Source organism: Burkholderia sp. TSV86, from assembly GCF_001522865.1.
Taxonomy (GTDB): Bacteria; Pseudomonadota; Gammaproteobacteria; order Burkholderiales; family Burkholderiaceae; genus Burkholderia.
Window position 1 is genome coordinate 118941 of sequence record NZ_LOWB01000078.1, and the last position, 19033, is coordinate 137973.

At 68.2% G+C, this 19033-nt stretch carries 14 protein-coding genes; 7 read left to right on the forward strand and 7 right to left on the reverse strand.

Annotation, left to right across the window (positions count from 1 at the left end; all coding sequences use genetic code 11):
- Positions 1-276 precede the first annotated feature (276 nt).
- The 3 genes from eat (at position 277) to eutC (ending at position 4088) form a co-directional block, all read left to right on the forward strand.
- Entirely contained in the window at positions 277-1686 is a 1410-nt protein-coding gene (gene eat / locus WS68_RS14615) for an ethanolamine permease (RefSeq protein ID WP_059571484.1), read from the forward strand.
- A 213-nt stretch (positions 1687-1899) separates the two neighbouring features.
- Positions 1900-3297: an ethanolamine ammonia-lyase subunit EutB gene (locus WS68_RS14620; RefSeq protein ID WP_059571580.1), complete on the forward strand. Its 1398-nt coding sequence runs from the start codon at positions 1900-1902 to the stop codon at positions 3295-3297.
- Entirely contained in the window at positions 3294-4088 is a 795-nt protein-coding gene (eutC, locus tag WS68_RS14625) for an ethanolamine ammonia-lyase subunit EutC (RefSeq protein WP_059571485.1), read from the forward strand. The genes WS68_RS14620 and eutC overlap by 4 nt, the downstream gene beginning before the upstream one ends.
- A 63-nt stretch (positions 4089-4151) precedes the next feature.
- On the opposite strand, the gene WS68_RS14630 is transcribed toward eutC, so the two are convergent.
- A complete protein-coding gene (locus WS68_RS14630; protein ID WP_059571486.1) occupies positions 4152-5042 on the reverse strand; it encodes a LysR family transcriptional regulator in 891 nt (296 codons plus the stop codon).
- A 176-nt stretch (positions 5043-5218) separates the two neighbouring features.
- Here WS68_RS14630 and WS68_RS14635 point away from each other — a divergent pair, with 176 nt between their 5' ends.
- Positions 5219-6820 (forward strand): MFS transporter, encoded by a 1602-nt coding sequence (locus tag WS68_RS14635; protein WP_059571487.1) that lies wholly within the window; start codon positions 5219-5221, stop codon positions 6818-6820.
- Between the two features lie 111 nt (positions 6821-6931).
- Here the strand turns inward: WS68_RS14635 and adh are convergent, their stop codons facing one another.
- A complete protein-coding gene (gene adh / locus WS68_RS14640; protein ID WP_059571488.1) occupies positions 6932-8452 on the reverse strand; it encodes an aldehyde dehydrogenase in 1521 nt (506 codons plus the stop codon).
- A 325-nt stretch (positions 8453-8777) separates the two neighbouring features.
- On the opposite strand from adh, the gene WS68_RS14650 reads away from it, so the two are divergent.
- Entirely contained in the window at positions 8778-9803 is a 1026-nt protein-coding gene (locus WS68_RS14650; protein ID WP_059571490.1) for a helix-turn-helix domain-containing protein, read from the forward strand.
- A gap of 446 nt (positions 9804-10249) precedes the next feature.
- Here WS68_RS14650 and WS68_RS14655 read toward each other — a convergent pair whose 3' ends face one another.
- Complete coding sequence (locus tag WS68_RS14655; protein ID WP_231753023.1) at positions 10250-11401, reverse strand: glycosyltransferase family 9 protein; 1152 nt, start codon at positions 11399-11401, stop codon at positions 10250-10252.
- A 36-nt stretch (positions 11402-11437) separates the two neighbouring features.
- Complete coding sequence (locus tag WS68_RS14660; RefSeq protein ID WP_059571491.1) at positions 11438-13141, reverse strand: thiamine pyrophosphate-binding protein; 1704 nt, start codon at positions 13139-13141, stop codon at positions 11438-11440.
- 263 nt (positions 13142-13404) lie between these two features.
- Here WS68_RS14660 and WS68_RS14670 point away from each other — a divergent pair, with 263 nt between their 5' ends.
- Positions 13405-14523, forward strand: coding sequence for a hypothetical protein (locus tag WS68_RS14670; protein WP_156429515.1), 1119 nt, complete (start codon positions 13405-13407; stop codon positions 14521-14523).
- Between the two features lie 39 nt (positions 14524-14562).
- Here WS68_RS14670 and WS68_RS14675 read toward each other — a convergent pair whose 3' ends face one another.
- Genes WS68_RS14675 through WS68_RS14685 form a run of 3 tightly spaced genes read right to left on the reverse strand, consistent with a single transcriptional unit; the run spans position 14563 to position 17529 of the window.
- Entirely contained in the window at positions 14563-15621 is a 1059-nt protein-coding gene (locus WS68_RS14675; protein ID WP_059571494.1) for a 2,3-butanediol dehydrogenase, read from the reverse strand.
- The gene (locus WS68_RS14680) at positions 15618-16976 is read right to left on the reverse strand and encodes an MFS transporter (protein WP_059571495.1); all 1359 of its coding nucleotides are present in this window, start codon (positions 16974-16976) and stop codon (positions 15618-15620) included. Before WS68_RS14680 ends, WS68_RS14675 begins: the two co-directional genes overlap by 4 nt.
- A 19-nt stretch (positions 16977-16995) precedes the next feature.
- Complete coding sequence (locus tag WS68_RS14685; RefSeq protein ID WP_059571496.1) at positions 16996-17529, reverse strand: 2,4'-dihydroxyacetophenone dioxygenase family protein; 534 nt, start codon at positions 17527-17529, stop codon at positions 16996-16998.
- 453 nt (positions 17530-17982) lie between these two features.
- Here WS68_RS14685 and WS68_RS14690 point away from each other — a divergent pair, with 453 nt between their 5' ends.
- Positions 17983-19002: a helix-turn-helix domain-containing protein gene (locus WS68_RS14690; protein ID WP_059571582.1), complete on the forward strand. Its 1020-nt coding sequence runs from the start codon at positions 17983-17985 to the stop codon at positions 19000-19002.
- The last annotated feature ends 31 nt before the right edge of the window (positions 19003-19033 follow it).

Genomic DNA, 19033 nt, shown 5'->3' on the forward strand with positions numbered 1-19033 from the left:
CCAATGCTGTCGCCGGATCGCACGGACGCGGCCGATGGGGCTCGACGTTGGCCCACACTGTATGCGCTGGCCCGGCCACGGTCTGTATGGCGGGAGACACAAGCCCGCTGTCGCGGCGCGCGTGGCCGGGCTGGGCCGCGCATTTCGTAGGTAAAACGAAAGAATGGACGTTTGCCGATTTTCGATAACACGTCGATTAATGACTCACTAGCATCGATTCTCAGTCGCGGAACGGCCCGTCACGGCAGCCGCTCCGCCGCCTTCGAGGAGAGAGTCATGCAGACGGAATCGAATGGCCGCCCCGGCGCGGGCGGCAGCGCGGCGCAACCGGCGCTCAAGCAAACGCTCGGCACCTGGCAGCTGTGGGGCATTGCGGTCGGGCTCGTGATTTCCGGCGAATACTTCGGCTGGAGCTACGGCTGGGCGAGCGCGGGCACGCTCGGCTTCGTCGTCACCGCGCTGTTCGTCGCGGCGATGTACACCACGTTCATCTTCAGCTTCACCGAGCTGACGACGTCGATTCCGCACGCGGGCGGCCCGTTCGCCTACGCGCGCCGCGCGTTCGGCCCGACGGGCGGCTATCTCGCGGGCGCCGCGACGCTCGTCGAGTTCGTGTTCGCGCCGCCCGCGATCGCGCTGGCGATCGGCGCGTATCTGCACGTGCAGTTTCCGGGGCTCGAGCCCAAGCATGCGGCGATGGGCGCGTATCTCGTGTTCATGGCGCTCAATATCGTCGGGGTGCAGATCGCGGCGACGTTCGAGCTCGTCGTCACGCTGCTCGCGATCTTCGAATTGCTGGTGTTCATGGGCGTCGTGTCGCCGGGCTTCGCGTGGAGCCACTTCACGAAGGGCGGCTGGGCGGGCGCCGATCACTTCAGCATGGGCGCGTTTCACGGCATGTTCGCGGCGATTCCGTTCGCCATCTGGTTTTTCCTCGCGATCGAAGGCGTCGCGATGGCGGCCGAGGAAGCGAAGAATCCGAAGCGCTCGATTCCGATCGCGTATGTCGCGGGGATTCTCACGCTCGTCGCGCTGGCGATCGGCGTGATGGTGTTCGCAGGCGGCGCGGGCGACTGGACCAAGCTCGCGAACATCAACGATCCGCTGCCGCAGGCGATGAAGTACATCGTCGGCGCGAACAGCGGCTGGATGCACATGCTCGTCTGGCTCGGCCTGTTCGGCCTGGTCGCGTCGTTCCACGGGATCATCCTCGGCTATTCGCGCCAGATCTTCGCGCTGGCCCGCGAAGGCTACCTGCCCGAATGGCTCGCGAAAGTGCATCCGCGCTTCAATACGCCTTATCGCGCGATTGTCGCGGGCGGCGTGATCGGCATTGCCGCGATCTATAGCGACGAGTTGATTCAGTTCGCCGGCCAGACGCTGACCGCGAACATCGTGACGATGTCGGTATTCGGCGCTATCGTGATGTATATCGTCAGCATGGCCGCGCTGTTCAAGCTGCGCCGCACGCAGCCGCGGATGGCGCGGCCGTTCCGCGCGCCGCTGTATCCGCTGTTTCCGGCATTCGCGCTCGTGGCCGCGGTGGTGTGCCTCGCGACGATGGTGTATTTCAACGCGCTCGTTGCGCTGATCTTCGTCGCGTTCCTCGTGCTTGGCTACGGCTATTTTCTTGCCACCGGCTCGCAGCGCGCGGCAGCGCCCATCGACGCATTGTTGGAGGAATGAATGGGCCGCAGGCGGTGCGCGCGCGACCGGGATACGCGTGGCGCGCAGCGCGTTCGGCGGCAGTGCGCCGGCATGCGCGGCTCGGCGGCGGATGGCCGGGCGCGCATGGCCGGCGCAACGCGCGCGGAGCCGGGCATTCGTTGAACGGCGATGCGGATGGACGCGCGGCGCACGGCAGGCGCGGCCAGCACGACACAAGGAGGATTCACGCAGATGCGATATACGGAGACGATCGGTTTGCGCACCTATCGCTTCGCGGACCTGAAGACGTTGCTCGCGAAAGCGAGCCCGCTGCGTTCCGGCGACGAGTTGGCGGGCGTCGCGGCCGCGACCGAGGAGGAGCGCGTCGCCGCGAAGATGGCGCTCGCGAACGTGCCGCTCACGGCATTCATCAACGAGGCGCTGATTCCTTATGAGGACGACGAGGTCACGCGCCTCATCGTCGATACGCATTCGCGCGACGCGTTCGCCGAGATCTCGCATCTGACGGTCGGCGATTTCCGTAATTGGCTGCTGTCGAGCGCGGCCGATGCCGCCGCGCTCGAGCGCATCGCGCCGGGACTGACGCCGGAGATGGTCGCGGCGGTGTCGAAGCTGATGCGCAACCAGGATCTGATCGCCGCGGCGAGAAAGCGCCGCGTGGTCACGCGCTTTCGCAACACCGTCGGGCTGCCGGGGCGCATGTCGGTGCGGCTGCAGCCGAATCATCCGACCGACGACGTGAAGGGCATTGCCGCGTCGATGCTGGATGGGCTGATGTACGGCTGCGGCGACGCTATGATCGGCATCAATCCGGCCACCGACAGCCTCGCCGCGATCACGAAGCTGCTTACGATGATCGACGCGTTTCGCGAACGCTACCGCGTGCCGACGCAATCGTGCGTGCTGACGCACGTGACGAACACGATCGCCGCGATCGACAAAGGCGCGCCGGTCGATCTCGTGTTCCAGTCGATCGCGGGCACCGAGCAGGCGAACGCGAGCTTCGGCATCTCGATCGCGCTGCTCGCCGAGGCGCGCGACGCGGCGCTTGCGCTCAAGCGCGGCACGCTCGGCGACAATCTGATGTACTTCGAGACGGGCCAGGGCAGCGCGCTGTCGGCGAACGCGCATCACGGTGTCGACCAGCAGACCTGCGAGGTGCGCGCATACGCGCTCGCGCGCGCGTTCGAGCCGTTTCTCGTCAACACGGTGGTCGGTTTTATCGGCCCGGAGTATTTGTACGACGGCAAGCAGATCATCCGCGCGGGGCTCGAGGACCACTTCTGCGGCAAGCTGCTCGGCGTGCCGATGGGCTGCGACATCTGCTACACGAATCACGCGCAGGCTGATCAGGACGACATGGACAATCTGCTGACGCTGCTCGGCGCGGCGGGCATCAATTTCATCATGGGGATTCCGGGCGCGGACGACGTGATGCTCAACTATCAAAGCACGTCGTTTCACGATCAGCTGTACGTGCGCGAGGTGCTGGGCCTGCGCCGCGCGCCCGAATTCGAGGAATGGCTGGAGACGATGGAGATCGTCGATGCGCGCGGCGCGTTGCGCGCTGCGTCGCCGCGAGCGCCGCTGCTGGCCGGCGCGAATGACTGGATGGGGATTGGCGCATGAGCGACGCGGTCGAAAGAAATCCGTGGAGCGAGCTGCGCGCGTTCACGAACGCGCGGATTGCGCTCGGCCGCGCGGGCAACAGCCTGCCGACTGCGCCTTTGCTCGCGTTCAACCTGTCGCACGCGCAGGCGCGCGACGCGGTGCATCAGCCGCTCGATGCCGATGCGCTGCGCCGCGAGTTGGACGCAGCCGGTTTCGCGACGCTCGCGGCCGACAGCGCTGCGCCCGATCGCCAGCATTATCTGCGCCGGCCCGACCTCGGCCGCAGGCTGTCCGACGCGAGCCGCGCGGCGCTCGCGCAGGCGGCGGCCGCAAGCGGCGGCGACGCGGCGCGCCCCGATGTCGTGTTCGTGATCGGCGACGGCTTGTCGGCGTTCGCCGCGGCCAAGCAGGCGCTGCCGCTGTTGAACGCGGTGCGGCCGAAGCTCGACGGCTGGCGCATCGGGCCTGTGGTCGTCGCGCGGCAAGCGCGCGTCGCGCTCGGCGACGAGATCGGCGAGCTGCTCGGCGCGCGGCTCGTCGCGATGCTGATCGGCGAGCGGCCGGGGCTGAGTTCGCCGGACAGTCTCGGGGTTTATTTGACGCATGCGCCGAAGGTTGGTTGTCATGACGCGCAGCGCAACTGCATCTCGAACGTGCGGCCCGAAGGGCTACCGCATGAGGCGGCCGCGCACAAGCTGCACTATCTGCTGACGCACGCGCGGCGGCTCGGGCTGACGGGCGTCGGGCTCAAGGACGACAGCGATGTGTTGCTGCCCGCGGCGCGCGCCGAGCGGTTGGCGGTGGAATGATCCAGCGCGGCGTGGCGCACGACTGGGTGCGAAGCCAATCGAACCAATCGAATCTGCCGAACCTCAATCGCCGCGAAACAACCGCTCGCAGATGAAATCGACGAATACCCGCACCTTCGGCGACAACTGCCGGCTCGACGGCCACAAAACCGAAAACTGTCCCGGATCGATCGAATACTGGTCGAGCATGGTGGCGAGCTTGCGCTGCTCGAGCGCGTCGTGGGCGAGGAAATCCGGCATGTAGCCGATGCCGAATCCCGCGATCACGGCGGCGCGCAGCGCCTCCATGTTGTTGCACGTCATCGCGGTGCGCAGGTTCGGCGGCTCGCCGCCGTCCGGCAGCAGCGCCCAAGGCTGCAGCTTGCCGGTGGTCGGGAAGCGGTAGCGCACGCAGCCATGCGCGTCCAGATCGCGTAGCGTGCGCGGCGTGCCGGCCTGCGCGAGGTACGCGGGCGACGCACACAGCACGAAGCGAAACGGCCCGAGACGGCGCGACATCAGGCTCGAATCCGTCAGCGTGCCGCTGCGGATCACCGCATCGAAGCCGCCGTCGACGACGTCGACGAGACGATCGTTGAAATCGAGATCCAGCTCGACCTCCGGATAGCGGCGCTTGAATTCGGGCAGCACCGGCAGCAGGAACCGGTAGCCGATCACGGGCAGGCTTATGCGCAGCCGGCCGCGCGGCGTCTGCGCACTCTGCGAGACGGCGGCTTGGGCGTCGCGCAGCTCTTCGAGGATACGGTGACAGCGTTCGTGGAAATGCCGCCCTTCGTCGGTCAGCGTGACCTTGCGCGTGGTTCGGTGAAAGAGCCGCACGCCGAGCGTGTGCTCCAGCCTTGCGATCGTCTTGCCGACCGCCGATGCCGAAACGCCGAGCTTGCGGCCCGCCGCGACGAAGCTCAGCGTTTCTGCCGTGCATACGAACGCGACGATGCCGTTCAAATTGTCCATGCCGCTTCGATCCTCTCAAGCCATGCCAATTGCGGATTTTAATTCCGCAATATCCGGAATTTCATGTCATTTTTCACAAATTGAATCTGAATTATCGTTCATCGCTCGGCCGGGTAGCGTGTGGCGCGCGCTTTCGCGTCACGGGGACTGGCGTTTTTTGAAGGATTCGACGAACGATGGATACGGACTCCCCTTTTTCTTCCGCGCGGCTCGCGATACTCGCGGCCGTCTGCCTGGCCGCGCTCGCGCTGCCGCTCAGTTTTTCGGGCGGCGCGGTCGCCACGCCCGCGATCGGCCGCGATCTGGACGGCGGCCCCGTCGCGATGAGCTGGATCACGAACGCGTTCATGCTGACTTTCGGCAGCCTGCTGATGGCGGCGGGCGCGCTGGCCGACCAGTTCGGCCGCAAGCGTGTGTTCGCGGCGGGCGTCGGCGGTTTTACCGTGTGCGCGCTTGCGCTGGGCTTCGCGCCGTCGATCGTCGCTGTCGATCTGCTGCGCGCCGCACAAGGCGTGGCGGCGGCGGCGGCGCTCGCGGGCGGCACGGCCGCGCTCGCGCAGGAATTCGACGGCGCCGCGCGCACGCGTGCGTTCAGTTTGCTCGGCACGACATTTGGCGTCGGGCTCGCGTTCGGCCCGGTGCTCGCTGGCATGCTGATCGAGCGCTTGGGCTGGCGCGCGATCTTCGTGACGGGCGCGGTGCTCGGCGTGCTGTCGCTCGCATTCGGCGTGCCGCGGATGCGCGAGTCGCGCGATCCCAATGCGCTGCGCCTTGATTGGGCGGGCACGGCGGCATTCACCGCGATGCTGTCGTGCTTCACATTCGGCGTGATCCAATCGCAGGCGAGCGGCTGGTCGAATCCGGTTGTCGCGGGACTGCTCGCGGGCGCGGCCGGGCTGGCGATCGCTTTTGCCGTGATCGAAACGCGCGTTGCCCGCCCGATGCTCGATCTCACGCTGTTTCGCTATCCGAGCTTCGTCGGCGTGCAGGTGCTGCCGATCGCCACCTGCTATTGCTACATCGTATTGCTCGTCGTGCTGCCGCTGCGCTTCATCGGCGTGGACGGCCTGAGCGAACTCGATACCGGCTGGCTGATGCTCGCGATCTCCGCGCCGATGCTCGTCGTGCCGACGCTCGCCGCGACGCTCACGCGTTGGATGTCGGCAGGCGTGATCTCGGGGATCGGACTGTTGATCGCGGCAGCCGGGCTGTATTGGCTGAACCGCGCGCTCGCAAGCGCGGCGCCCGGTGGCGTGGCCGCCCCGCTCGGGCTGATCGCGCCGATGCTGACGATCGGCGTCGGCGCGGGGATGCCGTGGGGGCTGATGGACGGCTTGTCGGTGAGCGTGGTGCCGAAGGCGCGCGCGGGCATGGCGACGGGGATTTTCAGCACCATGCGGGTGGCGGGCGAAGGGATCGCGCTTGCGCTCGTCAACGCGCTGCTGGCGGCGCTCGTTCAGGCCCGGATGCATGCGGCGGCGGCTTCGTCCGCCACGCCCGACGCCGTGCACGAGGCGGCCGCGCGGCTTGCGGCTGGCGATGTCGCGCATGCCGCGGCGCTTGTGCCGGGCGTCGCGCATACGGCGCTGCGGCAAGACTACGCGGCCGCGTTCGGCAGTGTGCTCGACGGGCTGATGGTGGTGACGGCGTTGTGCGCGCTGGCGTCGTTTGCGTTTTTGAGCCGCACGCGCGCGCACGGCGAAGCGACGGACCAGACGCCGGTCGACGCGCCCGCGCGGCGCATGCAACGGCCCGCGTTCGATCGCGAGTGCGGATGAGCGATCGGCCTGCCGCGCCTAGCGGCGCGCACCGCTTGCCGGCCGGTTGCCCCCGGCGAAACCGCCGCCGCGCGCGGGCCTGCTCACGCGCGGCGGCTGGCGGCCGGGCCGTCAGAAGAACCCGAGCGGCTTGTCGCTATAGCTGACGAGCAAATTCTTCGTCTGCTGATAATGATCGAGCATCATCTTGTGCGTTTCGCGGCCGATCCCCGATTGCTTGTAGCCGCCGAACGCCGCATGCGCCGGGTACGCGTGATAGCAGTTCGTCCACACGCGGCCGGCCTCGATGCCGCGGCCGATCCGGTATGCGCGGCTGCCGTCGCGTGTCCATACGCCGGCGCCCAGGCCGTACAGCGTGTCGTTCGCGATCTCGAGCGCTTCTTCCTCGTTCTTGAACGTCGTCACCGCGAGCACCGGCCCGAAGATCTCCTCCTGGAAGATGCGCATCTTGTTGTGGCCGCGGAACACAGTCGGCTTCACGTAATAGCCTTGCGCGAGTTCGCCCGCGAGCACGTTGCGCTCGCCGCCCGTCAGGCATTGCGCGCCTTCGCTGCGGCCAATGTCGATGTACGACAGGATCTTGTCGAGCTGCTCGGCCGACGCCTGCGCGCCGATCATCGTCCGCGAGTCGAGCGGATGGCCCTGGCGGATCGATTCGACGCGCTTCAACGCACGCTCCATGAAGCGCTCGTAAATGCTCTCCTCGACAAGCGCGCGCGACGGGCACGTGCACACTTCGCCCTGGTTCAGCGCGAACATCGCGAAGCCTTCCAGCGCCTTGTCGAAGTAACTGTCGTCGCGGTCCATCACGTCGGCGAAGAACAGGTTCGGGCTCTTGCCGCCCAGCTCGAGCGTGACGGGAATCAGGTTTTCGCTCGCATATTGCATGATGAGGCGGCCTGTCGACGTTTCGCCGGTGAAGGCGATCTTGGCGATCCGCTTGCTCGATGCGAGCGGCTTGCCCGCCTCCAGGCCGAAGCCGTTGACGATGTTCAGCACGCCCGGCGGCAGCAGATCGCGGATCAGCTCGGCAAACACCAGGATCGACGCAGGCGTCTGCTCGGCGGGCTTCAGCACGACGCAATTGCCGGCCGCGAGCGCGGGCGCGAGCTTCCAAGCGGCCATCAGCAGCGGAAAATTCCACGGGATGATCTGGCCGACCACGCCTAGCGGCTCATGGAAGTGGTACGCGACCATGTCGCCGCCGATGTCGGCAATCGAGCCCTCCTGCGCGCGGATGCAGCCCGCGAAGTAACGGAAATGGTCGATCGCAAGCGGCACGTCGGCTGCGGTCGTCTCGCGCAGCGGCTTGCCGTTGTCGATGGTCTCGGCCACCGCGAGGCGCATGAGGTTCGCCTCCATCCGGTCGGCGATCTTCAGCATCAGGTTCGCGCGATCGGCGGGCGACGTCGCGGCCCAGCCGGCCTTCGCCGCATGCGCGGCATCGAGCGCAAGTTCGACGTCGGCTTCGCGCGAGCGAGGGATCGCGGTGAACGGCTGGCCGGTGACGGGCGACACGTTGTCGAAATATTCGCCGCCGGCCGGGGCGACCCATTCGCCGCCGATGAAATTTCCATATTGCTTGCGGTACGGAAATTCGATGGTCAGATGCTGCATGTCCGCGTGATTCATCGTTGCTCCTCGCATGTCGGGGTGATGCGCCGCGCGATGCGGCGCTCGCGTTGCGATACGCCAAAATCGTGCCAGCGTGCGCGGCGGCGGTGCAGCCGGGCCGTGCGGCGCGTGGGGCGGCGCGAAGCGGGCGTGATGGCGGTGCACCGGCGCCGGACGCGATTGCGCCGTTATGGAACAGCCGCCCCGCGCGAGTTGTTCAGCGGTGGCACAGCGTGGCGCGCAACCGGGCCACGTGGCGGCGCCGCTGCCGCGCCGCGCTTCGGCACGGGAATTGCGTGATCGCATCGATCGTTTCATTTTCGGCAACGCAAAGGGAGGCGCAATGAATCGCGAGCACGCCAGCGCCGAGACGACGGCAGAGGACACGGGACGCAGCGCGGACGGCGACGGCGTTACCGGGCGTGCGGTCGTCAGCGTCGCGCACGACGCCGACGAACAGGCGCGCAACCTGATCGGCTGGCGCCAGGCTTACGACCAGCTCGCGGCGGGCCGCTTCATCGGCACGCTGACCGAACTGCCGCTCGACACGATGAAGCTGTTCCGCGAGACGACGAGCCATACGCTCAGGCAGGCGTGCGAGGTGCGCGGCGACGCGTACTGGTTCGGTATCCCGCTCGCGCGCGACGGCGCGGCGCGCATCGATGCGCAACCGATCGCCGCCGGCGCGTTCGCGCTGCGTCCCGGCAACGTCGAGTTCGAACTGCTGACGCCCGCGCAATTCTCGATCTATGGGGTGGTTGTGCGCGGTGCGGTGCTGCGCCGCTATGCACAGGAGGTCGAGCGTTGCGAGCTGGACGAGCGGCTGCAGCAGCAGGCGGTCGTGCCGGTCGGCGCGGCGCGTCTGAGCGCGCTTTGCGCGCTGCTCGCGCAGCGGCTCGACGATGCGGGTTCGATGAGCGCGGCGCACGCGCCGCTGTCCGGCTGCGCGCGCGACGATTTGCAGGCGCAGGTGCTGGCAGCGCTGTTCGATCTGTGCGCGTCGCCTGCCGATGGCGCGGCCTCCGTTCACGTGTCGCGGCGGCGCAGGATTGTCGCGGCCGCGCGCGACTATGTGCTCGCGCATCGTTCGCGGCCGGTTGGCGTGCCGGAACTGTGCCAGCAATTGCACGTGAGCCGGCGCACGCTGCAGTACTGCTTTCAGGATGTGCTCGGGATGGCGCCGGCGATGTATCTGCGCGCGCTGCGCCTGAACGGCGCGCGGCGCGACTTGCGGCGGCGCGCGGCCGAATCGGTGCAGGACGTCGCGGCGGCGTGGGGCTTCTGGCATCTGAGCCAGTTCGCGACCGACTATCGGCGGATGTTCGGCACACGGCCGTCGGAGACGTTGCGCGATGCGCTCGTGTACTGAGCCCGGTGAGCCGCGGGCGGTGTGGCGGCGCTTCGGCTGTCTGGCGGGGGCGCGCGTGGCGTGCGTTCCGCGCGGCATGCTGAGTGCCAAATGCCAAATGCCGAGCCCGGCGGCCACGGCCGGATGTTCGCCCGCATAGGAAGCTGATACGCGTGCCCGGCACGTCTGGATGGCGCGCATGCCGCACGGCGATGGTGTTTGTCGACGAATGACCGCAGTTTGAACAGCGCAGCTCGATGTTCGCCGGGACGGCTGGCGGTCTTCGAAAGAAGCAGCCGGCGCGTGCTTGGCCACCTCGCGCGAAATTCGCACCGCGCTCGATCGCGGCAGCGCGCGCGATGGCCGTTTTATCGTGGCGGCGGCCATGCGCGCTGTCATGCTGCTCGGGCCGCTGCTGGCGCATCCGCCATCGGCCTCCTCGCACGCCCGCGCCGTTCGGCAGATCGTCAATCCCGCGGCTTCGGCCATGCGAGCGCATCCCAGTCGATGCGCCGATAAGCGGCTTCGAGTTGCGCAAGCTCGTCGAGCCTATCGCTTGCGTGACGGCTGCGCAGTGCGTCGGGCAGATCGAGCGTAACCGACGTGCAATACGGGTAGTCGCGCGCGCGCAAGCCGGCCGGGATGCTCGAAAACAGCGCGAGCGTCGGCACGTCGAAGCCGTCGGCGAGATGCACCGCCGCCGTATCCACGCTGAATACGACGCGCGCATGCTTCACCCAGCCGATGAACTGGCCGGTGTCGGCACAGTAGCCGCTCACGTCGACGTAGTCTGGATGATCGATCGGCTCGAAGCCGAGCACCGGCAGCTGGTAGGTCCGCGCGAGCCGGTCGACGAGCGCGGCGCGCTGCGTGGCGGGGATGCTGCGCAGCGGCGTGCTTGCCCGCGCACAGAACAGCGCATAGCGGCGCCCGCGCCATGCGGGCGGCAGCTCGGGCAGCGCAAGCCCGGCGAGCCAGCGATTGCGCTTGGCGCCGGCCGGAACCGATTCGGGCGGCACGCCGAGCGCCGACAGGAAGAAATCGACCATCGGCGTCACGGCAAACGCAGGCCAGTACAGATGATTGCCAAGATCGATCCGCGCGTCGCGAGGGCCCGAGGGCAGCGCGGCGGCGGGCCAGGGCAGCGCGCGCGGCGGCGCGATCACCGATGCGGCGGCCGCAAGCCGGTACAGCGCGTCGACATAGCCGGGCGCGTGCGCGGGCCGGTACAGCACGACGCGCAGATGCGCATGGGCGGCGCGGATGGCCGTGAGCGCGGTGATGCCGACCACCGAATCGCCGAGCGCGACGCCCATGCCGTTGACCACATGCACGGCCGATATCGCCGCGTAATCGAGCGTGAACGGGCGGCTGGCCGCGTTCAGCAAGCCGGCGCGAGCGGCCGCGCCGACATGGCCGTGCGTGCGGGCTGCCGGCGCGCATTCGAGATCGTATGGCGCGACGAGCTTACCGCCGGGCGACAGCAGCGTGCCGGGGTACGCGAGCGCGTCGGCAGGCGACAGCGCGGCGTCGCCGGCGGCCCGGCGCGCGGCCGGGTTCGGCAACGACGCAGGCCCGCCGTTCGAACGCGGCGCGGCCCGGGCGATATTTTTCGTCATGGACGTATGCAGCGGGCGATCAAGCCCGGGCCATGTTCACGCGCGACGCGCTCGCAACCCCTGCGCACGGATTTGCGTCAGCGTCGCGGCCGGCGTGCTCGCTTCCTGCGGCACGCGAATGGCGATCAGCGCGGGCAGGCCGCTCGCGAGCGCGCGTTCGAGCGCGGACGGAAAATCGGCGCTGCGCTCGATCGTCTCGCCGTGCGCACCAAAGGCGCGCGCATAGGCGGCGAAATCCGGGTTCGTGAGGCCGGTGCCGTGCACGCGGGCCGGATAATTGCGCTCCTGATGCATGCGGATCGTGCCGAAATGGCCGTTGTCGACGACGATCACGACGATCGCGAGCCCGTACTGAACCGCGGTCGCCAGCTCGTTGCCGGCCATCATGAAGCAGCCGTCGCCCGCCAGCGCGACGACCGTGCGTTGCGGATACAGCGATTTCGCCGCCAGCGCGGCCGGCACGCCGTAGCCCATCGCGCCGCTCGTCGGCGCGAGTTGCGAGCGGAAATGCCGATAGTCGAAGTGGCGATGCAGCCATGCGGCGTAATTGCCCGCGCCGTTCGTGACGATCGCGTCGTCCGGCAGCCGTGCGCGCAGTTGCCGGATCACGTCGCCGAGTTGCACGTCGCCCGGCATCGGCTGCGGCGCCTGCCATTCGAGATACGCGCGATGCGCGTCGGCCGCGCTGCCCGCCCAGGCGGGCGACGCGGGCGGCTCGAGCACGGCGAGCGGCGCGGCGATTTCGGGCATGCCCGAGACGATCGGCAAATCAGCCGCATAAACGCGTCCGAGTTCGTCGGCGCCCTGATGCACGTGAATCAGCGTTTGCGTCGGCTTCGGGATGTCGATGAGCGTATAGCCGCCCGTCGTGGCCTCGCCCAGCCGCGGGCCGAGCGCGAGCAGCACGTCGGCTTCGCGGATGCGCGCGGCGAGCGCCGGATTGATGCCGAGGCCGACGTCGCCTGCGTAGTTCGGGTGCGCGTTGTCGAAGGTGTCCTGGAAGCGGAACGCGCATGCGACAGGAAGCTGCCAGCGCTCGGCAAAGCGGCGCAGATCATCGCAAGCGGCGCTCGTCCAGCCGCTGCCGCCGACGATCGCGAGCGGCCGCTCGGCGCGCGCGAGCGTGTCGCGCAGCGCGCGCATCTGCGCGGCCGACGGCGACGCGGCAATGCGCCGCGCGGCCGGCACGGCCGGTTGCGGCGCGCAGGGCGCGGACAGCACGTCCTCCGGCAACGCGAGCACGACCGGGCCGGGCCGCCCGGACACCGCGACATGAAACGCGCGGCTCAGATATTCGGGGATGCGGCGCGCATCGTCGATTTGCGCGACCCATTTCGCGAGCTGGCCGAACATGCGCCGGTAGTCGATTTCCTGGAACGCTTCGCGATCCAGATGTTCGCGCGCGCATTGGCCGATGAACAGAATCATCGGCGTCGAATCCTGGAAGGCGGTGTGCACGCCGATCGACGCATGCGTCGCGCCGGGGCCGCGCGTGACGAAGGCGACGCCGGGCTTGCCGGTCAGCTTGCCGAGCGCCTCGGCCATGTTCGCGGCGGCGGCTTCGTGCCGGCAGACGACGGTCTGGATGCGCTCGGTTTCGTCGGCGAGCGAATCGAGAACGGCGAGAAAGCTTTCGCCGGGCACGCAAAACACGCGCTCGACCTCGTTGGCGAGCAGCGCATCGACGATCAGCCGCGCACCGGTGACGGCACGCGGTTCGAAATCCGGGGAAATCGACATGGACGGCGGGCTCCCTTCATGGCGGGACGTACAGCTTACGCCGGTTACGGCCGCGACGAAATCCGCGGCGCAACGCGCGGCGGATTTCGCGCGGCCGCGCGCACGTTGCGCCGATGTTCCTTAATATCGACGCCTCCGGCGCTCGGCCGCACGGCATGCCGCCCGAGCGCAAACGGCAGCAAACGAGATCGGACGCGCGCGGCCGGCGAGCGGATCGGTCGCATCGCACAAAACAGCGCCGGCCGCGATGACCGAGGGATCAGATGACCAAGAAACGGGCTTATACGAGCGCAAGCGGAAAGGAGATGGTGTCGGCCGAGGCCGTCGCGCGCGAGCGCAAGCTGCGCTACAACGGGGAGCCGACCGGGAAGACCTACTACAGCCTGCACCGGGCGGGGCAGCGCAAGGAAGTCGTCCATGTGCTGAAGGGCGCCGGCTATTTCGCGTACAAAAGCACGGGGGGCGGCGCGCCCGGCGGCGACGCGCAGGGCGAATCGCTGAATCACGTGCTGTTCAAGGAGGCGCTCGCCACCGTGTCGCATACGCGGCTCGAGCTTTACGTTCCCACGCCGCAGGGGCCGGTGCGCTGGAAGAAATTGGTGCCGGTCCGGATCAACGCCGCGCGAACCGAGGAGCCGGTGCGGCGGCAGGCGGGCGCGCCTTTCTTGGTGGACGTCTATGTCGAGTTCGAGACGGCCGACAGCCTGGGGCTCAAATGGGATGGCCGGATGTGCGTCGAGATCAAGCATTCGCATGCGGTCGACGCGCAAAAACAGGACGAACTGCGCGCGCTCGGCATGCCGGTGATCGAAGTGGACGTCAGCCGCCCGCCCTATGCGTATCCGATCGACGACGACGCCACCACCGACGAGCTGGAAAGCCAGCACCGCGTGCGGCTCAAGCGGATGTTCGAGAGCGACAACGGTTTTCTGAAGGCGGTCGTGTTGAGTAATCCTTCGTCGAACGCGTATCTGAAAAAGCTCGTCGACAGCCAGCGCAACGAGCTTGCCGAGCAGCGGCGGGCGCTGGAGCGGCTCCAGGCCCAACTCGCCGAGCGCGAAACCGAATTGCGGCAAGCCGCCGACGCGAAAGCGAAGAGCGACGAACGCTCACGTGGCGCGAACGCCGCGCTGAGCGAGATGAAGGAGCGGTTGAAGGAAATCTCCGATGCGCAGATGCAAACGGCAGCGAAAAACAACGCGCTGGAGCAGGAATTGGCGCGCGCGCGGCGCGAGCGTCTGGCCGCGCGCGCGATCTGCACATGCCTGATCCTGCTGCTGGCGGGTATCGGTTACTGGCGATTGGCGTCGCCGTCGTCCGCTCAGCCCGAGCCGCCGTCGCGCGCGTTAGGCTCCGTCGCGCAGGAGCCGCGAGGCGGTTAGCGGGCGGTTCACGTCAATGACGGACTCGCGCCGCGCCACCTACCGGTCGAGCGCCGGCGCGACGAGCACCTTGATCTGCTGCTTGTCATGCAGCAACGCTTCGAAGCCGTCGGTGACGGCCCGCGCGAGCGGCACCGTGCGCGTGACGATCGCCGCCGGATCGAGCGCGCCGCGGCGAATCAGATCGAACAGCGCCGGATAGACGTCGCGGTAGCCGACGCTCGTCGTGATCGACAACTCGTCGTTGACTGCGCGGAACGCGTCGAAGCGTGCATCGTGCATCAGGCCGACCATCACCATCCGGCCCCCCTTGCGCAGCACTCGCATCGACGCATCGAGCGTCGCTTGCAAGCCGGCCGCCTCGAAGCTAATCGGCACGCCGAGGCCGCCGGCCGCCGCGCGGATCGTGTCGACGAAGCCCGGATCGCGCGCATCGCACGCGAGCGTTGCGCCCAGCCGCTGCGCGGCCTCGATGCGTTGCGGTGCGACATCGACCGCGGCGACCACCGACGCGCCGTGCGCCTTCGCGAGCATCACGAGCAGCAGACCGATCGGCCCGAGCCCGAAGATCGCGCATGCGTCGCCCGCGCGCAGCCCGCTGCGCCGCAGCGCGTGCAGCGCGACCGCTGCGGGTTCGAGCACGGCCGCCTGTTCGAGCGTGACGTCGTCCGGCAGCTTATGCAGCATGTAAGCGGGCACGGTCGCGTAGTCCGCCATTCCGCCGTCGCCCATCAGGCCGGCGAAGCCCATCGATTCGCACAGGTTGTATGCGCCGCCCGCGCAGTATGCGCAGCGCCGGCAGCGGTATTCCGGCTCCACCGCGACGCGGTCGCCAAGCCGCAGGCCCTCGACCTGCGCGCCGACTTCGGCAACGATGCCGCAGAACTCGTGACCGATCGTGAGCGGCGCGCGGCGGCCGGACACCGGATGCGGCTTATCGGTCGGGATTGCGTGCGGCCCGTCGGCGTACTCATGGACGTCGCTGCCGCAGATTCCGCAGTACACGACGGCGACGCGCACCTCATGCGCGCCGACGGGCGCTGGATCGAGATCGACGACGCGCAGATCGCGCGCGCCGTGCCATTGCAGTGCTTTCAAGACAAACTCCCGAGGTCGTGGTCGCGCGCCGTGGTGCGCGCGCCGGTGGCGCCGAGGCCGGCGCGGCGGCTTAGCACCGCCGGCGCCGTCTCGACGAGCAAGAATGACGCCGCGCAGGCGATGAGCGCGCCGCCCGCCGCGATCCACATCACAACGGGCAGGCCGAAGCGGTGGGCCGCGAAGCCCGCGATCGTCGGCGCGAAGAAGCCGCCGATCAGCTCGCCGATGCCCATGATCAGCCCGAGCGCCGTCGCAACCGAGCGCCGGTCGATCGTCTCGGCGGGGATCGTCGCCATGAACAGCGTGAAACAGCCGAGGCCCGTATAAGTGAGCAGCACGCCGGCGCCGAGCGCCCATGTGGATTGCGCGTACATCATCACGATCGGGCAGAGCGCCGCGATTGCCGCGAACAGCACCATCGCCGGCTTGCGGCCGACGCGATCCGAGATCGCGGGCACCGCGAAGCCCCACAGCACCCAGGCGGCGCCGAGGCAGCTCAGCACGCCGCTCATCTGCTGCGGCGTCAGCCGGCGCGCTTCGACGAGGAAGGTCGGCGCGAACGACACGAGCACGATGAACCATGTGACGAAGCTGCAGCTGATCAGCACGCATAGCAGGATGTTGCGGTGCTTCAGCAGTTGCCAGCGGTTCGCGCGGCCGGCGCCGGGTTCGCGGGCGCTGTCGCCCGCGCCATGCGCGCGGCTGCCCGCATGGCTTCCCGTGGCGGCCGCGCTTGCCGCGCCGGCGTCGCGCGGCGGCCGCTCGCGCACGAACAGTGCGATCAGCGCGGCGATCACGAAGCCGGGCAGGCACGACAGATAGAACGCGGTGCGCCAGCCGTACTCGGTCGCGAAATGGATCACGACGGGCGGGCCGATGACCGCGCCGAGCAGCCCCGCCGCCGAGCCTTGCAGCAAGCCCATGTTGAGGCCGCGCCGATGCGGCGCCGAGCTTTCGATCATCAGCGATTGCGACAGCGGCAGCACCGGCCCTTCGGCGACGCCCATCAGCGCGCGGAACACGAGCAGCGCCACGAAGCTCCCGACGAGGCCCGACAGCGCCGAGCAGAGCGAAAAGACGATCACGGCAACGACCAGGATCTGCTTGCGGGCGCCGCGCGCGTCGGAATACGCGCCTGCCACCGCGCCGGACAGCGACCACATCAGCGCGAGCACCGACGACAACATGCCGAGCTGCGTATGGCTCAAGCGCAGTTCGGCGGAGATGAAGGGAAACAGGAACGATAACGCCAGCCGGTCGAAGAATACGAAGCCGAATGCGAGAAACAGAATCGCGAGCAGCAGATTCTCGTAGCTGAGCCAGCGGGCCGTCTTGGCGGCCGGCACGGAATTCATGATGACCCCTGCGCCGGCGTTAGCGGAACAGCTTGTCGATCGCCGCGGCGCCCAGGCCGACGCGCTCGTAATGCGCGCGACACATCGCGATATACGAATGCACGTCGAAGTAGCCGGTGGCGTTGCCTTCGTCGTCGAGCCAGATCAGCGGCCCCTTGACGATGAAGAACACCTTCATCGGCTGCTCGTGCTCGAACGCGACGAGCGTGTGCCCCTCGCCCGGCGATTCGTAGACGAAATCGCCGGCGGTCGCGGTCCAGTCGTGTTCGAGATAGCCCCATTTGCCCGAAATCGTGTACGCGAACACTTCATGCGGGTGATAGTGGCGATTCACGAGGCCCGCGCTGCGCGCGCACAGGATGTCGCACCATTGGTTATGGGTCGGCGAGATCCACAGCGGACGCGACGATACCGTCTCGGTGAACGGCACGTACAGGCGCGGATCGTCGGCTGCCGCGTCGGCGATATAAGCCTCGGGCTTCGCGTCGGGCATCAGCGCGTTCGCGATCGGCTTCAGGTCGCGCCAGAATTCGGTGTGAGCGGGAGCTACCATGCTTGCCTCCTGGTAATTTTGATCATGGCTAAAATTTAAGCGTCAGCGGGCACAACCGCTTGATCGACCGGGACTTTTCTGTTGATCGACAGGGACGGCCCGGGCTGGCGGGCCTGCGCGCGGGCTTATCGTGCGATGTCGCCGCCGGGCCGGATAAAGGGTCGGTTCCCGCTGATTACAGGCTGCGCCCGCGCGTTTTTCCGGCACGCCCCCCGCGCAAGCGCGGCAACTTGGCTCATTGCCACGACGAACGGCGCCGAAATGCGAGCGAAAACGCACAGCCTTCGGCTTAAAAGTGCTTTCATGACGGTGGCCGCCATCGCCGAACGAATTGCCTGCGGGATGGAGGGCCGGGCGCTGCGTCATGCCTGCGCCATGCATTGGCCTCGCGCGCGGCCCGTGCGGCGGCGGGCGCAAGCGCATCATCAGCATGAGCAGGGGCTAGGAGACACGATGAACACGGTTGGCTATCCGGGCCATGGCGCGAACCATGGCCCGGACTATTGCGCGGTCACGCGCATGTCGACAGCGGGCGTGCCGCCCGGCGAGCGGATCGCGCTCTGGGAGGCGTACAACGCTGACGCGCTCATCGGCCTGCGTTGCTCGTCGCTCAGCGAAACGGGGCTCGATGCGAGCCTCGCGAACTACATGCTCGACGGCATGCGGCTTGCCGACATCTCGGGCAACACGCACCAGATCGAGCGCAGTCCCGCGCTCGTGCGCAATTGTCCGAAGAATTCGATTTTTGCGTGCCAGGTGGTCGAGGGGCGCGCGTACTTCATTCAGCACGAACGTTGCGAGATCGTCGATGCGGGCGAAACGATCGTCTACGACACGCGCCGGCCGTATATCTTCGGCTTTCCGACCGGGATGCGCCAGTTCCTGATCGATTTGCCCGCCGATGAATTCCGCCTGCGCTTCGGCGTCGATCCGGCGCGGCTGCCGCTCAAGCTTGCCGCGCGCGCGGGCCGCGAGATGCTGCTCGGCCGCACGCTGCGCCACCGGCTCGGTGCGTTCGTGCATCAGCCGACGCATGCGGCAACAGCGCCGCTCGTTCTGCATGCCACGGTGCTGCTCGAATCGATGCTGCGCTGCGAGGTGCGGGGCTCGGCGGGCTCGACCCCGGCGTTGTCGTATCTGCTGAGCGCGAAGCAATTGATCGCCGAGCGGCTCGCCGATCCGGCGTTGCGGCCGCAAGCGGTCGCGGATGCGCTCGGGCTGTCGCTGCGCCATTTGAACCGGTTGTTCGCGACCGACGGGCAGTCGCTTGACGAGCACATCTGGAGCAAGCGCGCGTCGCTTGCGCTTGCCGATTTGCTCGATCCGGCGCTACGCGGCGTCGCGATCGGCGAGATTGCATTCCGATGGGGATTTTCCAGCCACGCGCATTTCAGCCGCACGATTCGAGAGCGCTATGGCGCAAGCCCGTCGGCGCTGCGCGCGCAGAAGCGGGAGGGCGGCGTCGCGGATTGAGCCGCGCGCGCCGGCCGGTTGCGCGCAAGGG

Excerpts from the sequence above, each read along its gene's own strand:
- WS68_RS14630 (WP_059571486.1), bottom strand. The coding sequence starts at position 5,042 with ATGGACAATTTGAACGGCATCGTCGCGTTCGTATGCACGGCAGAAACG.
- WS68_RS14650 (WP_059571490.1), top strand. The coding sequence starts at position 8,778 with ATGAATCGCGAGCACGCCAGCGCCGAGACGACGGCAGAGGACACGGGA.
- WS68_RS14690 (WP_059571582.1), top strand. The coding sequence starts at position 17,983 with ATGAACACGGTTGGCTATCCGGGCCATGGCGCGAACCATGGCCCGGAC.
- WS68_RS14620 (WP_059571580.1), top strand. The coding sequence starts at position 1,900 with ATGCGATATACGGAGACGATCGGTTTGCGCACCTATCGCTTCGCGGAC.
- adh (WP_059571488.1), bottom strand. The coding sequence starts at position 8,452 with ATGAATCACGCGGACATGCAGCATCTGACCATCGAATTTCCGTACCGC.
- WS68_RS14680 (WP_059571495.1), bottom strand. The coding sequence starts at position 16,976 with ATGAATTCCGTGCCGGCCGCCAAGACGGCCCGCTGGCTCAGCTACGAG.
- WS68_RS14685 (WP_059571496.1), bottom strand. The coding sequence starts at position 17,529 with ATGGTAGCTCCCGCTCACACCGAATTCTGGCGCGACCTGAAGCCGATC.
- WS68_RS14670 (WP_156429515.1), top strand. The coding sequence starts at position 13,405 with ATGACCAAGAAACGGGCTTATACGAGCGCAAGCGGAAAGGAGATGGTG.
- WS68_RS14660 (WP_059571491.1), bottom strand. The coding sequence starts at position 13,141 with ATGTCGATTTCCCCGGATTTCGAACCGCGTGCCGTCACCGGTGCGCGG.
- eat (WP_059571484.1), top strand. The coding sequence starts at position 277 with ATGCAGACGGAATCGAATGGCCGCCCCGGCGCGGGCGGCAGCGCGGCG.
- WS68_RS14655 (WP_231753023.1), bottom strand. The coding sequence starts at position 11,401 with ATGACGAAAAATATCGCCCGGGCCGCGCCGCGTTCGAACGGCGGGCCT.
- WS68_RS14635 (WP_059571487.1), top strand. The coding sequence starts at position 5,219 with ATGGATACGGACTCCCCTTTTTCTTCCGCGCGGCTCGCGATACTCGCG.
- eutC (WP_059571485.1), top strand. The coding sequence starts at position 3,294 with ATGAGCGACGCGGTCGAAAGAAATCCGTGGAGCGAGCTGCGCGCGTTC.